The sequence below is a fragment of the Haliscomenobacter sp. genome (assembly GCF_033763495.1).
GTDB lineage: Bacteria > Bacteroidota > Bacteroidia > Chitinophagales > Saprospiraceae > Haliscomenobacter.
The window spans coordinates 1-13,304 of record NZ_JANRKL010000125.1 but is presented as its reverse complement, the minus strand read 5'-3'; the positions used below and the strand labels follow the sequence as shown (position 1 = coordinate 13,304).

Sequence of the window (13,304 nt, the reverse complement as noted above, 5' to 3'; positions counted from 1 at the left end):
AGGATGTCAAACGAGATGTCCTTGGTATGTAGATAGCCTCTCAAAGCTCTTTTTGGAAAGCCGGTTGGGTTACCCGACCGGTTTTTTTATTTTTGTCTCAAAGCAAGTGCAAAATAAAGCTTTTCTTTACAACATTCAAGTTATTATATAAAATTATTTCTTAAATGAGCCAACACCTCGTTGCGCCGTCGCTTCTCGCCGCTGATTTTACTCAATTGGCCGCCGAAATGGACCTGGTCAATCGCAGTCATGCCGATTGGTTACACTTCGATGTCATGGATGGGCGTTTTGTACCGAATATTTCATTCGGATTCCCTCTATTGGAAGCAGTTCGAAAACTGTGCCAAAAACCCATTGATGTCCATTTAATGATCGTAGAACCCGAAAAATACATTTCTGAGTTTCGCGACCGGGGTGCCGATGTGATTACCGTGCACTACGAAGCCTGCACGCACCTCCACCGCACGATCCAGCAAATCAAAGCCAGTGGTGCCAAAGCCGGAGTAGCCTTGAACCCACACACCCCAGTGGAGCTCCTGGACGATATTCTGGAAGATGTGGATCTGATTTTGATTATGTCGGTCAACCCGGGTTTTGGCGGACAAAAATTCATTTATCGGACTCTTCCTAAAATCCGCCGCTTAAAAGATCGTTTGATAGAGCGAAACCTCAAGCCGCTGATCGAAATTGATGGTGGAGTTGGCCTCCAAAACGCAGAAGAATTGCTCAAAGCCGGCGCCAATGTACTGGTGGCGGGCAATAGTGTTTTTGCCGCCAAGGATCCTGAAGCTACCATCGCCCAACTTAAGGCGATCGGAGAGGAGGTGTATAAATTTTAGGGCTGCTGCCCCTGTATAAACGTAGCGTGCTGTATAGACGTAGCACGGTACGTCTATACATTAGAACATCATTGACATGAAAAGAATCCTACTTTTTGCCTTTTCGATACTTCTTACATTGTCTGCCTTTGCGCAAGAAGACAACCTGGCTCGCATCACCGGAACCGTTAAAGATGGCTCCAACAACCAGATGGTCGAGTTGGTTACCATTTACATTCGGGGTACCCAGATCAATACGTCCAGCTCCGAAAATGGCCGCTACAGCCTGGATGTACCTGCGAACCGCGACCTGGAACTGGTTTTTTCCCGGGTGGGCTACAAGGAATCCGTTGTAAATGTCAAAGCCATGCCACCCCGCAGTGCCAAACAAATTGACGTTGAGTTGGCACCCATTGACTCGGACATTGAGTTCGTTGTGCGGGAAAGCCGCCTTGAAACTGCAGGTATGGTGCGAGAGGGAGTAGAGCAGTTTAAAGTATTACCTACTACGACAGGCAACCTGGAAAGCATCTTGCCCCACATTGCCCTGGGCACCAGTAGTGGTACGGGAGGTGAGCTCAGCTCTCAATACAACGTACGTGGGGGCAACTACGACGAAAACCTCGTTTACGTCAATGATTTTGAAATATACCGACCTCAATTGATCCGGGCTGGGCAACAGGAAGGATTGAGTTTTCCCAATATCGATCTGATGCGCGACTTGTCCTTTTCCTCAGGAGGATTCGAGGCAAGGTACGGTGACAAACAATCTTCAGTTCTCGACATCAAATACAAACGCCCGGATAGTTTACGCGCTTCAGCTGCGGCAAGTTTTTTGGGCGGTTCTACCCATATCGAAGGTAGTTTTAAAACGGGAAAGGACAATTTCCGGCGTTTTCGCTACCTCGCTGGCGCACGCTACAAAACCAACCGCTATTTGTTGAGTTCCCTTGATGTCAAAGGCGAATATGTTCCCAATTTTGCAGACATCCAAACTTACCTTACCTACGACATCACCCGCGATTTGCAGGTAGGGTTCCTGGGCAACTACAACCGCTCCAAGTACACTTTTGTGCCAGAAGAAGGCTCCAGTGCTTTTGGTTTGATCAACTACGCCTTGCAGTTGTACACGGTTTTTGAAGGCCGGGAAGTCGACGATTTTACTACCTCTATGGGCGGTTTGTCACTCACTTATCTACCCGATCGCAAACGCAATCCGCTGTTTTTAAAACTCCTGGGTTCGCGGTACCGCTCTGATGAAAACGAACGGTTTGACATCATTGGGGATTACAGCCTGCGCGAGATAGAAGCCAACTTTGGTAGCGGCAATTTTGGAGACGTCATTGCCGAATTGGGCACGGGAACCCAACACCTGTATGTGCGTAACTTCCTCAACATCGATGTGACCAACCTGGAACACCGGGGAGGAATCGAATTACAGACAACTCACCTCAACTCCGAAGTCACCAGTAGCCACTTCCTGCAATGGGCCCTCAAGTACCAACAGGAAAACATCAATGACCGCATCAACGAATGGGAGCGCCTGGATTCAGCTGGCTATTCCATCCCTTACGATACGGCGAATATTTACCTGTTCAACGTACTAAAAACCAGCAATCAGCTCAGTTCCAATCGCATCAACGGCTTTTTCCAGGATACTTACACTTTCCGCAACAATGGCAAGGGCGAATGGCGCATCTCAGCGGGTGTTCGAGCCACGTATTGGGATTTGAACGAGGAAATGTTGATTTCGCCGCGGGCGCAGTTATTGTACAAACCCCTGAAGGGCGAAAAGGACATCTCTTACCGCCTGGCAGCGGGCTTGTACGTGCAGCCTCCATTTTACCGCGAAATGCGGGCACCCGATGGCACGGTCAACACCGACCTCAAAGCGCAAAAATCGCTGCATCTGGTGGCCGGTTTGACTTACGATTTCTACATGGGCCAAAACCCCAAAAAATTCCGCCTGATCGGGGAGGCTTACTACAAGTCGCTCTGGGACATGGTATCGTATGAGATTGAAAACGTGCGCATCCGCTACTCCGGGCTCAACGATTCGGAAGGTTACATCACGGGTTTGGACTTGCGAATGAATGGTGAATTTGTGCCCGGGGCCGAGTCCTACATCAACCTCTCCTTCTTGCGCGCCCGCGAGCGCATCCTGGGCGTACAACACCTGGTGCGGGAAATTGGTCAAGAGGAAGCGACCCCCGTCAAGGACGTACCACGCCCTACCGACCGCTTTTTCAATCTCTCGATGTTTTTCCAGGATTACCTGCCGAAAAATGAGAATTTCAAGATGCACTTGAACCTCACGGTAGGCGGCGGACTACCTTATGGTTTGCGCGGCAACAACATCGTATACCGCAACACCTATCGCTTCAACCCCTACCACCGGGTCGACATTGGGTTTTCCATCCAAATGTGGGATCGCCTCAAAATGGCGGCTAAAAAACCAAATCATTACCTTGGCTTTACCCGCAATTCCTGGCTCAGCCTCGAAGTGTTCAACCTCCTCGATGTGCAAAACCAGGCGGGCAACAACTGGATCAAAACCATTTTTCAGCAACAATACGCCATCCCTACTTATTTGACCTCACGGAGGATCAATTTGAGATTGAGGATGGACTTTTAATTAGAGATGAAAGATGAAAGATGAGAGATGCTGCCGCAGCGTTTTTGACAATGACCTTGTCTAAGTCTCTGCGGTAGCATCTCTCATCTTTCATATCTCATCTTTCATCTCTCATCTTTCATATCTCATCTTTCATCTCTCATCTTTCATCTATCATCAAATGGCCAAATCACACACTCCACCGCCGCCTCCCACCGCACCTAAGATGAGCTTTGGGCGCAAGGTCCTGATTTTTTTTATTCTGCTGATCCTTCTTTCCTTTTTGTTGGATGCCTTGGGGGTGCCGATTGTGTTTCGGTCGGAGGAGGAGAAGGTGTTGGAGCATCCGCATCGGTAGATTTTACAATTACTTCATGCTGCGGAGGAGATTTTTAGTCTAATCAATGTCTACTTTGTGAGGTCTAACTTCCTTACCATGCAAAGACGTACCTTTCTCAAAAACACCGCCGCAATCACCATCCCTTTTCTGGTCGGTTTCTCTCTCGAAAAAACCCAAAAAATCCGCATTGGCCTCATCGCCGACATTCACAAAGACGCCATGTACGATGCCGATGACCGCCTGACTTCCTTTCTCAAAGTTGCCCAAAAACGCAAACCCGATTTCATCCTACAAATGGGTGATTTTTGCCAGCCCGTCCCCAAAAATCAACACTTCCTCAATCTTTGGAATGCTTACCCTGGCCCCAAGTATCACCTACTGGGCAATCACGACATGGATGGAGGTTTTACCCGTGAACAAACCAGGTCATTTTATGGCATCCAGCAGAGTTATTACTCCTTTGACTTAAAAGGTTTCCATTTTGTCTTCTTGGACGGTAACGACCCCAATCCCAAACCTTGGGCAGGCTATAATCGCCTTCTGGGCACTGAACAATTGAGCTGGTTGCAAGCGGATTTGGAAAAAACCAAATTGTCCACTTTGATCTTTTCTCATCAAACCTTGGAAGACCCACTTTATGGCGTACACAATGCCAAAGAGGTACAAAAAATGCTGGAAAACGTAAATGAACAGTCCGGATTCACCAAAGTCATCGCCTGCCTAAGTGGTCACAACCACACTAACTACCTCACCCAAATCAATGGCATCCATTATTGCCAGATCAACAGTGCTTCTTACCGTTGGGTGGGGGAACAATACCAGCGGGTTCGTTTGAGTGAAGCCATGGACAAGCAATATCCCATCCTGCGGAACACCATTCCGTACAAAGACCCTCTGTTTACATTTTTGGAGATTGACCCAGCCAAAGGGCTCATCCACCTGGAAGAAAAGGTCAGCGCGTTTGTTGGTCCTGGACCAGCCGAAATGGGCATTGTACAAAAGGTAAATGATCCCATCACTGCTCAGATTTCAGGCTTTGAGATGGAGTATTAATGGGCACAAAAAAATATGCTCAAATTTTAATTCGGCCAAAATCACCCCATTCCACTGACCTTCCTCATTTGCCACCCCTCCATTAAGCAAGACCTTAGGCGTGAAAAGTGCCAGATCATTCATTGTGAGCGGGTACTAAAGCTTCCAGCATTCACCCTTTGAATGAGTATGTCATGCCGATCCTAGATAAAGACCTGGTGCAGCCCTCCGACCTCCAATCGCACAGCGAAGGAACCGGGGCCCTGCGTTCACAAATTCCTCAATACATCGATTATTTGCCACCTTGCAACAATGCCTGTCCCGCTGGCGAAAACATTCAGGCTTGGCTCGGGCTTGCGCAGGAAGGTCGGTACGCCGAAGCCTGGCAAAAACTGGTGGAAGAAAACCCTCTGCCCGCCGTGCATGGCCGGGTTTGCTACCACCCTTGTGAAGACCACTGCAACCGCACCTTTATCGACACCCCAGTCAGCATCCACGCAGTAGAGCGTTTTTTGGGGGATAAAGCCTTGGAAGAAGGTTGGGAAATTCAAATGAATGTGCCCTCTTCAGGCAAAAAAGTCCTGATCGTAGGCGGCGGCCCCAGTGGCATTTCCGCTGCGTATCACTTACGGCGGGCAGGGCACGAGGTGGAAATCCGCGAAGCTGGGCCTGTGCTGGGTGGCATGATGCACTTTGGCATTCCACCTTATCGGCTACCGCGCAACATCCTCGATACGGAAATTCAACGCATCGTCAATCTGGGCATCAAAGTGACCCTCAACCATAAAGTGGAAAATCTCCTGGCGGAAAAAGAGGCTGGAGCTTTTGATGCCGTGTTTGTGGCGGTTGGTGCCCATTTGTCCAAAAAAGTGGACATTCCCTCTCGCGACGCAGGCCAAATCCTCGACGCCCTCACCTTTTTAAAAGACACCGAAACGGGCAATGCCCCCAAACTAGGCCGCAAGGTAGCCATCTACGGCGGGGGCAATACCGCCATGGACGCCGCCCGGGTTGCCAAACGCCTGGGTTACGAACCCCTGATCATTTACCGCCGCGACCGTGAACACATGCCCGCCCACTCCTTTGAAGCCGACGAGGCCTTGGCAGAAGGAGTGAAAGTCAATTGGCTGCGCACCATCAAGGAAATCAATGAACAGGAAATCAAGGTGGAAGTGATGGAAGTCAATGCCGAGGGCAAACCCGTCGGCACCGGGCAATTTGAAACCCTGGAAGCCGATGCCCTGATCCTGGCCCTTGGACAAGACAGCGACATTTCTTTTTTACAAAACATCTCCGACATCAGCTTTGACCAGGATGGTAGGGTAGTGGTAGGCCCGGATATGATGACTGGGGCCAAAGGCGTTTTTGCTGGCGGCGATATGGTTCCCAGCGAACGAACGGTAACGGTAGCGGTAGGACATGGCAAAAAAGCCGCCCGCTACATTGATGCTTTTTTGCGGAATACTACCTATCAAAAAGCACCCAAACACCCCGTGGTCGGTTTTGAACGCCTCCACATTTGGTACAAAACCTTTGCACCTCAGAGTCCTCAACCTCAAGTGGCGGAGGAAATCCGCGTACAAGATTTCCGGGAAGTACTGGGTGGTTTGTCCGAAGCGGCAGCTCGTTTTGAGGCCCAACGTTGTCTGTCTTGTGGCAACTGCTTCGAATGTGACGGTTGCTACGGCGCTTGCCCGGAAGATGCGGTCATCAAATTGGGCAAAGGCAATCGCTACCGCTTTGACCTCACCAAGTGCACCGGCTGCGCGGTGTGTTTTGAGCAATGCCCTTGTCACGCCATTGAAATGGCCCCTGAACTCGCCTAATTATTCACCCGAAGCAACCACAAAACCATGTCAAAGTCCAATAAACAAGTGACCATCGATGGCAATGAAGCAACCGCCTACATTGCTTATCGCGTCAATGAGGTTTGTGCCATTTATCCCATTACCCCTTCCTCCACCATGGCCGAGCTGGCTGATGAGTGGTCGGCTCAAAAAGTAAAAAACATCTGGGGGCACGTACCTGAAGTCATCGAAATGCAAAGTGAAGGTGGCGCAGCAGGTGCGGTACACGGCGCACTACAAACAGGAGCACTGACTACCACTTTCACCGCCTCTCAGGGTTTGATGCTCATGTTGCCCAACATGTATAAAATTGCCGGGGAATTGACCAGCGCGGTATTTCACGTAGCCGCGCGTTCTTTGGCCGCCCAAGCCCTGTCCATTTTTGGCGACCATAGCGACGTGATGGCTGCCCGAAGCACGGGTTTTTCCATGCTCTGTTCCGCCTCGGTACAAGAAGCGCACGACCTGGCTTTGATCGCTCAGACCTCTACGCTGAAAGCCCGCTTGCCCTTCATCCATTTTTTTGATGGCTTCAGAACTTCCCACGAAGTCAATAAAATCAGCCTGATTCCTGATGAGGTCATTGTAAAAATGATTGATGAAAAAGACATTATTGCCCACCGCCAAAGGGGGCTCAGCCCCGAACGGCCAATGGTGCGGGGTACCGCTCAAAACCCCGATGTTTATTTCCAGGGACGTGAAACGGTCAACCCCTTTTACGCCCGTACTCCTGAGATTGTCCAAAGTGCAATGGACCATTTCGCCGCTTTAACGGGGCGCCAGTATCGACTTTTTGAATACTACGGGGCGGAAGATGCAGAAAGGGTGATCATCCTGATGGGTTCTGGTGCACAAACTGCCATTGAAACCTGCAAACACTTGCAATCCAAAGGTGAAAAAATTGGAGTGGTGCAAATCCGCTTGTTCCGACCCTTTTCCATGCAGCACTTGCTGGCTGCCATACCCGCATCCGTGAAAAAAATTGCCGTACTGGATCGTTGCAAAGAACCCGGCGCAGCAGGTGAACCCCTGTATCAGGATGTGATTACCGCGCTGGTAGAAGGCCAATCCCAAGGGCTTTGGGCTCAGTTGCCGCTGGTAGTTGGAGGACGGTATGGCTTATCCAGCAAAGAATTCACCCCAGGCATGGTCAAAGGTATTTTTGATGAATTGAAAAAAGACCTGCCCAAAAATCACTTCACCATCGGGATCAACGATGACGTTTCGGGCAGTAGTTTGGACTACGAATCATTGGACCTGGAGGATGGGGATTTGACCCAGGCCCTGTTTTTTGCCCTCGGGGCAGATGGCACAGTGGGTGCGAATAAAAACAGCATCAAAATCATTGGCGAAAACACCCAACTGCATGCTCAGGGGTATTTTGTGTACGATTCCAAAAAATCAGGCTCCCAAACGGTTTCCCACTTGCGTTTTGGCAAAAATCCCATTCGGGCGCCTTACCTGATTCGGAAAGCCGATTTTATCGCCTGCCACAAGTTCAATTTTGTCCAAAAAGTGGATATGTTGCAGTACGCCAAACCCGGCGGTAAATTTTTGCTCAACAGCCCTTTTGGCCCGGACGAGATTTGGGAAAAATTGCCCCATCCCGTTCAGGCAGCCATTTTGGACAAAAAACTCCACTTTTATGTGATCGATGCCTCCAAAGTGGCCGAAGAAGTAGATATGGGCAACCGCATCAACACCATCATGCAGGTTTGTTTCTTCGCCTTGTCGGGGGTGTTGCCGCGTGAAGAGGCCATTGCCGAAATCAAACACGCGATCAAAAAAACGTATAGCAAAAAAGGCGAGGCCGTCGTCCAACAAAACTTCAAAGCGGTGGACGCGACCTTGCTCCACTTATACGAAGTGACCGAGATGCCAGAGGCGGGCAGCCAAAGTGAGTTCCCGGAAATTGTTTCGTCAGCGGCACCACAATTTGTGCGCGAAGTGACCGCCATGATGATGGACGGTCGGGGCGATGAATTGCCCGTGAGCGCCATGCCAATCGATGGCACTTACCCTAGTGGCACCACCAAATGGGAAAAACGCAACATCTCCGACCTGATCCCGATCTGGGAACCCGATCTGTGCATTCAGTGCGGCAACTGTAGTTTTGTTTGCCCCCACAGTGTCATTCGATCCAAGTTTTACCACGAACAAAACTTACAACAGGCACCGGAAGGATTTGCATCGGCCCCCATCAATGCCCGCGGTTTCCCCGAAACGCGTTACACCTTGCAGGTTTACCTGGAAGACTGCACGGGCTGTAACCTCTGCGTGGAAGCCTGTCCGGTGGTGGATACCCAATCCCCCGAACGCAAAGCCATCAACATGGCCCCTAAAGCTCCGGTTTTGGAACAAGAACGCGAGAACATCCGCTTTTTTGAAACCATGCCTTACAACGAGCGGGGCAAAATTGACTACTCGCTGGTGCGCGGGGTGCAATTTTTGGAACCCTTGTTTGAGTTCTCAGGTGCTTGTGCGGGCTGTGGTGAAACGCCCTATTTGCGTACCGTTTCCCAATTGTTTGGCGATCGGCTGATTGTGGCCAACGCTACGGGATGCTCTTCCATTTTTGGTGGGAACCTGCCTACCACGCCCTGGACAAAAAATGCCGATGGTCGTGGCCCCGCCTGGTCTAACTCGCTCTTTGAAGACAATGCGGAATTTGGCTTAGGCATGCGCATTTCGGTGGACAAACACGTGGAAATGGCCAAGGATTTGCTCCGTCGAATGCAGGGGCAAATCGACCCCAGTCTGATCGAAGACATCCTGAATGCCAGTCAAAAAACGGAATCCGAAATCGCCCTGCAACGCCACCGGGTCGAACATTTGAATGCCCTTTTGGACACCTTACACCACCCGGACGCGGAACACCTCCGCTCCATCAGCGAGTACTTTGTGCGCCGCAGTGTATGGCTGGTAGGTGGTGATGGTTGGGCCTACGACATTGGTTCTTCCGGTCTGGATCATGCCCTGGCGAGTGGCAAAGACATCAATGTACTGGTGATGGACACCGAGGTGTACTCCAACACTGGCGGCCAAATGTCCAAAGCGACACCTACGGCAGCTACCGCAAAATTTGCCGCTGCCGGAAAACGGGTGGGGAAAAAAGACCTGGCCATGCAAGCCATTTCGTATGGCAACGTCTACGTGGCACAAATTGCCATGGGCGCCAATCCGCAACAAACCTTACTGGCGCTGCGTGAAGCAGAAGCCTACCCAGGCCCTTCCTTGATCCTGGCGTATAGCCATTGTATTGCGCATGGCATCGATATGGAAAAAGGAATGGATCAGCAAAACCTGGCCGTAGCCTCGGGGTACTGGCCGCTGATTCGCTACAATCCGATGTTGCGTAAGGCGATGAAAAACCCCTTTGTACTGGATTCACCGCGACCAGTCATTCCGCTGACCGAATATGCGTATCGGGAATTGCGGTACAAGGATTTGATGCGTACCAACCCAGGCGAGGCAGAATATTTGATGCAATTGGCGCAGGAAATTGTGGACTTGCGTTGGCAGAATTATGAGAATATGGCGGGGTGGAAGGCGGAGGCATTTCAGCCGATGGCGTAGGGCTGAGGTAGAATTTTGCTGCGCAATAAACTGAAGCGACAGATTAGCACAAAGGAGACAAAGGTGGCACAATAGTTCGTCATCCCGATTTTTGAAAAGTCAAAACCGGGCATAAACCTAATCGCGGAGCGATTGAATTTAGAATAGCCCCGGTCGTCCGGGGTAAATAGTTGGGTCAAATTGGCGGCAACCACGGCAGTGGTTGAACTCAATTGAGCTAAAAGTTCAACCGCATCCGCGGTTGCGAAACCTTGTGCTACCAAAATGACCCCGGACGACCGGGGCTATTCTAAATTCAACCGCATCCGCGGTTTGTTATCCCAAAAATTCGGGATGGCTCATGTCTGACGTTGCCTCATGAATAGAGACTAAGATCTGTGGATTCATCTTTCCCATAAAAGGATCCTGAAGAATTTTGGAAGCCAAAATTCGAACCCGAGGTTGCGGTGTAAATATTATTAGGGGATTCTGGAGTATAATTATTGGATCCTGGAGGAGTTATTTCCAAATTCCTCGATTCGATGAAGTCTAATACAAAGCCTAGTATTTTATGAAGTAAATTATTTACCAGATACTTTAGCTCATCAATAGACTTTTTTAATGCATCTTCCAGATAAATAAAGTCGTCTGGGCTATTCATCGAATTCCAAGACATTTCAAGTCCAAACCCTCGATTAGAGTCCGTATCTCCTTTAATATGAGCAATTTTGAAAAGATTGTCGGGAGTAGTAATTAAAAACGGAACCTTTCGGCCATGAATAAAAACATGGCGTTGATGATAGAAAGTATCTAGTTCCTCGCAAGCTTTTTTTGCCCCATTTTTCTGCCCAAGGGATAAAAAACATTTTTCGATATTGTCTCTTAATCGGCCAGAATAAGCATGATAAGCCATTATTTGATTGCTTGCTTTTCTATAATCTTCAAATGAGTTAATTTCTTTAGTTTTAGATTCATCGTCCACAATTAGTTGCATAAAGTACAAAGACTCCAGAACTGTGTAATGATGTTGCGCAAAGTTCTGTCTTATTGCCTCATCATCTGCTGTGATTTTTTTCATAGTAGCCATTTGTCCATTCCCTTGATGGCCTATGAAATTTTTCCAAATGGATTCATAAGCAGAGATATTAACTGAGATGAAATCTGCCGCTTGCAGTTCCAGCCCATCGCCGTGGTCTTTAATTTTGTATTCCATAATAGCCTCTAACATCTTGTTGGAGTGGGAAAGTTCCAGTAGGTTGAAATTTGTTTAACTGCTTGCCTAAGTATTCATCCATCTTCATAGGAGTGCAGTTCTTTAGGAGCAAAAGTGCCAACCCTTGGCCGAGCGGATCACACCCTTCCTCTAATAAAAACTATCGTATTTAAACAAGCTATCCATCGTAATAACCTGATCTATCTGGCCGATGCTGGCTGGACTATGTTTTACTGGATAGGTAGTGATCAGGGTGTTGAAGAGTTGCTTTTTGGTGCGCGTCAGTTGCCTGAACTTCTCTCTTCGCTGCCGAAGTGCATCGGCGTAAGCATCGGTAAGGGGGTAGTTGTCGCCGTAGAATTTTATTTCGCAAAGGTTAATCGCACGATCTGCGCGGTCAATCAATAAATCAATCTGAAATCCATCTCCCGTTGACTCGCCTTTGTGCAGATAGGTGGTGGTTTCGGTGTGAATACCTGTAATGCCCAGGGCCATTTTTATGGCTTCGTTGTGTTTGAGGCAGATGTTTTCAAAGGCATAACCGCTCCAGATTTTGTAACTGTCCTGGCCAGACTGTTTCAACCATTCATTTTTGCCGAGTAAAGGTTTTCCTTCCACAAATTTCAGATAAAAAAGGGAATACTCGTCAGTCAAACGATATACCCCTCCCTTCACGCCCTTTTTATAGAGCGGAAATCGCATAATAAATGAGGCCGCTTCCAATTCATTGAGCAGCACCGTCAAGCCCCCACCGTCTTGTATTTTCGTGTGCGCAACGATGTCTTGGCGCGTCAAGCCGCTCCATTTTCCAGCCAACGCCCGGATGACCTCCACGTGATTTTGGTAGGAAAGGAACAGGGAGGCGTACAGATTATCAAATTCGCCGCGCATCATGCCCTCTGGCGTGAAAAACAAACGGTCAATCGTTTGGGCTACTGTAGTGCCAGGGCGAACGCCCTGCAAATAAGCGGGTACGCCACCAACAGCCATATAAAATTGAAGGGTCTGATAGTGATCCCAGCGAACACCGAGGCTTTCGAGGTATTGTTGGGTTTCCGCCAGGGTAAAAGGTTTCAGGTTGATGCGTTGGGTCAGGCGGTTATGTAAGCCTCCTTTACCATTGACCACTTTTTGGAGCATCCAGGCTGCTGCAGAGCCACATACCACGATGACGAGTTGTGGCTGATAAGCGGCCCAATCGTTCCAAAAATAGGCCAACTCTTCCAGGAAATTGGATTTAGGTGTGGCAATCCATGGCAGTTCATCAAAAAAAACCACCTGTTTTTGGTCGGTTTTTTTAGCAAGGCCTGTTTTTAAAACCTGAAATGCCTCGTACCAGGTGCTTGGTGGTTTGGCGTTGGGCGTTTCGCCAAAAAATGTTTTTATCTTTTCAAAAAACTTGAACAGTTGGTTTTTTAGGGTCGCATTTTGGGTGCCTGTAAATTCAAATGAGGTATGCCCGGCATACACGTTTTTCACCAAATACGTTTTTCCAATACGTCGTCTTCCGTAAATGGCCACAAACTCTGCTTTAGGACTTGCAATCAATTGCTTCAGAAGTAATACTTCGCTTTTTCGTCCGATTATTTTTTCGCCCATTTTGGTATACTTTGCTGAAATGATACAAATATAGGCTATTTCAGCAAAGTATAAGGCTATATTTCGCTGAAATGGACTACGATGGCCTGTTTTTATTATTTGCAAAAAAACCTTGCAAAATCCCCAAACTCCTTGTACATTTGCCGCGCTCAAGACCTACCGCTTGTTCGTCAAGGTAAGTAGGTTATGGTTTAACCTTGTAATTGTTAACCAACAATGGCTGTTAAAATTAGATTGCAGCGCATGGGCCGCAAAAAGCGCCCATTCTACCAAATTGTGGTAGCCG

9 protein-coding genes and 1 pseudogene are annotated in these 13,304 nt (G+C 48.8%); 7 read left to right on the top strand and 3 right to left on the bottom strand.

All coding sequences use genetic code 11. The features are described from left to right. Positions 1–164 precede the first annotated feature (164 nt). The 6 genes from rpe to nifJ all read left to right on the top strand — a co-directional run bounded on the left by rpe (position 165) and on the right by nifJ (position 10,227). Positions 165–839, top strand: coding sequence for a ribulose-phosphate 3-epimerase (gene rpe, locus SFV55_RS13165; RefSeq protein ID WP_320029972.1), 675 nt, complete (start codon positions 165–167; stop codon positions 837–839). A gap of 76 nt (positions 840–915) precedes the next feature. Continuing rightward, positions 916–3,453 (top strand): TonB-dependent receptor, encoded by a 2,538-nt coding sequence (locus SFV55_RS13160; RefSeq protein WP_320029971.1) that lies wholly within the window; start codon positions 916–918, stop codon positions 3,451–3,453. Positions 3,454–3,613: 160 nt separating this feature from the next. Then, complete coding sequence (locus SFV55_RS13155) at positions 3,614–3,790, top strand: hypothetical protein (protein WP_320029970.1); 177 nt, start codon at positions 3,614–3,616, stop codon at positions 3,788–3,790. 78 nt (positions 3,791–3,868) lie between these two features. Then, positions 3,869–4,825 (top strand): metallophosphoesterase family protein, encoded by a 957-nt coding sequence (locus SFV55_RS13150; protein ID WP_320029969.1) that lies wholly within the window; start codon positions 3,869–3,871, stop codon positions 4,823–4,825. A gap of 173 nt (positions 4,826–4,998) precedes the next feature. After that, entirely contained in the window at positions 4,999–6,630 is a 1,632-nt protein-coding gene (locus SFV55_RS13145; RefSeq protein ID WP_320029968.1) for an NAD(P)-binding protein, read from the top strand. A gap of 27 nt (positions 6,631–6,657) precedes the next feature. Then, positions 6,658–10,227, top strand: a complete 3,570-nt coding sequence (gene nifJ / locus SFV55_RS13140) for a pyruvate:ferredoxin (flavodoxin) oxidoreductase (RefSeq protein ID WP_320029967.1) — start codon at positions 6,658–6,660, stop codon at positions 10,225–10,227. Here the strand turns inward: nifJ and SFV55_RS13135 are convergent. The 3 genes from SFV55_RS13135 to SFV55_RS13125 all read right to left on the bottom strand — a co-directional run bounded on the left by SFV55_RS13135 (position 10,212) and on the right by SFV55_RS13125 (position 13,018). Next, a complete protein-coding gene (locus SFV55_RS13135) occupies positions 10,212–10,439 on the bottom strand; it encodes a hypothetical protein (protein WP_320029966.1) in 228 nt (75 codons plus the stop codon). The genes nifJ and SFV55_RS13135 overlap by 16 nt on opposite strands. A gap of 143 nt (positions 10,440–10,582) precedes the next feature. Continuing rightward, entirely contained in the window at positions 10,583–11,419 is an 837-nt protein-coding gene (locus tag SFV55_RS13130; RefSeq protein WP_320029965.1) for a hypothetical protein, read from the bottom strand. Positions 11,420–11,569: 150 nt separating this feature from the next. Beyond that, the gene (locus SFV55_RS13125; RefSeq protein ID WP_320029964.1) at positions 11,570–13,018 is read right to left on the bottom strand and encodes an AAA family ATPase; all 1,449 of its coding nucleotides are present in this window, start codon (positions 13,016–13,018) and stop codon (positions 11,570–11,572) included. 216 nt (positions 13,019–13,234) lie between these two features. Between SFV55_RS13125 and SFV55_RS30195 the strand changes: the two are divergent. After that, a pseudogene (locus SFV55_RS30195) lies at positions 13,235–13,304 on the top strand (30S ribosomal protein S16); the annotation flags it as partial.

Excerpts from the sequence above, each read along its gene's own strand:
- SFV55_RS13130 (WP_320029965.1), bottom strand. The coding sequence starts at position 11,419 with ATGGAATACAAAATTAAAGACCACGGCGATGGGCTGGAACTGCAAGCG.
- SFV55_RS13160 (WP_320029971.1), top strand. The coding sequence starts at position 916 with ATGAAAAGAATCCTACTTTTTGCCTTTTCGATACTTCTTACATTGTCT.
- SFV55_RS13155 (WP_320029970.1), top strand. The coding sequence starts at position 3,614 with ATGGCCAAATCACACACTCCACCGCCGCCTCCCACCGCACCTAAGATG.
- rpe (WP_320029972.1), top strand. The coding sequence starts at position 165 with ATGAGCCAACACCTCGTTGCGCCGTCGCTTCTCGCCGCTGATTTTACT.
- SFV55_RS13150 (WP_320029969.1), top strand. The coding sequence starts at position 3,869 with ATGCAAAGACGTACCTTTCTCAAAAACACCGCCGCAATCACCATCCCT.
- SFV55_RS13145 (WP_320029968.1), top strand. The coding sequence starts at position 4,999 with ATGCCGATCCTAGATAAAGACCTGGTGCAGCCCTCCGACCTCCAATCG.
- SFV55_RS13125 (WP_320029964.1), bottom strand. The coding sequence starts at position 13,018 with ATGGGCGAAAAAATAATCGGACGAAAAAGCGAAGTATTACTTCTGAAG.
- nifJ (WP_320029967.1), top strand. The coding sequence starts at position 6,658 with ATGTCAAAGTCCAATAAACAAGTGACCATCGATGGCAATGAAGCAACC.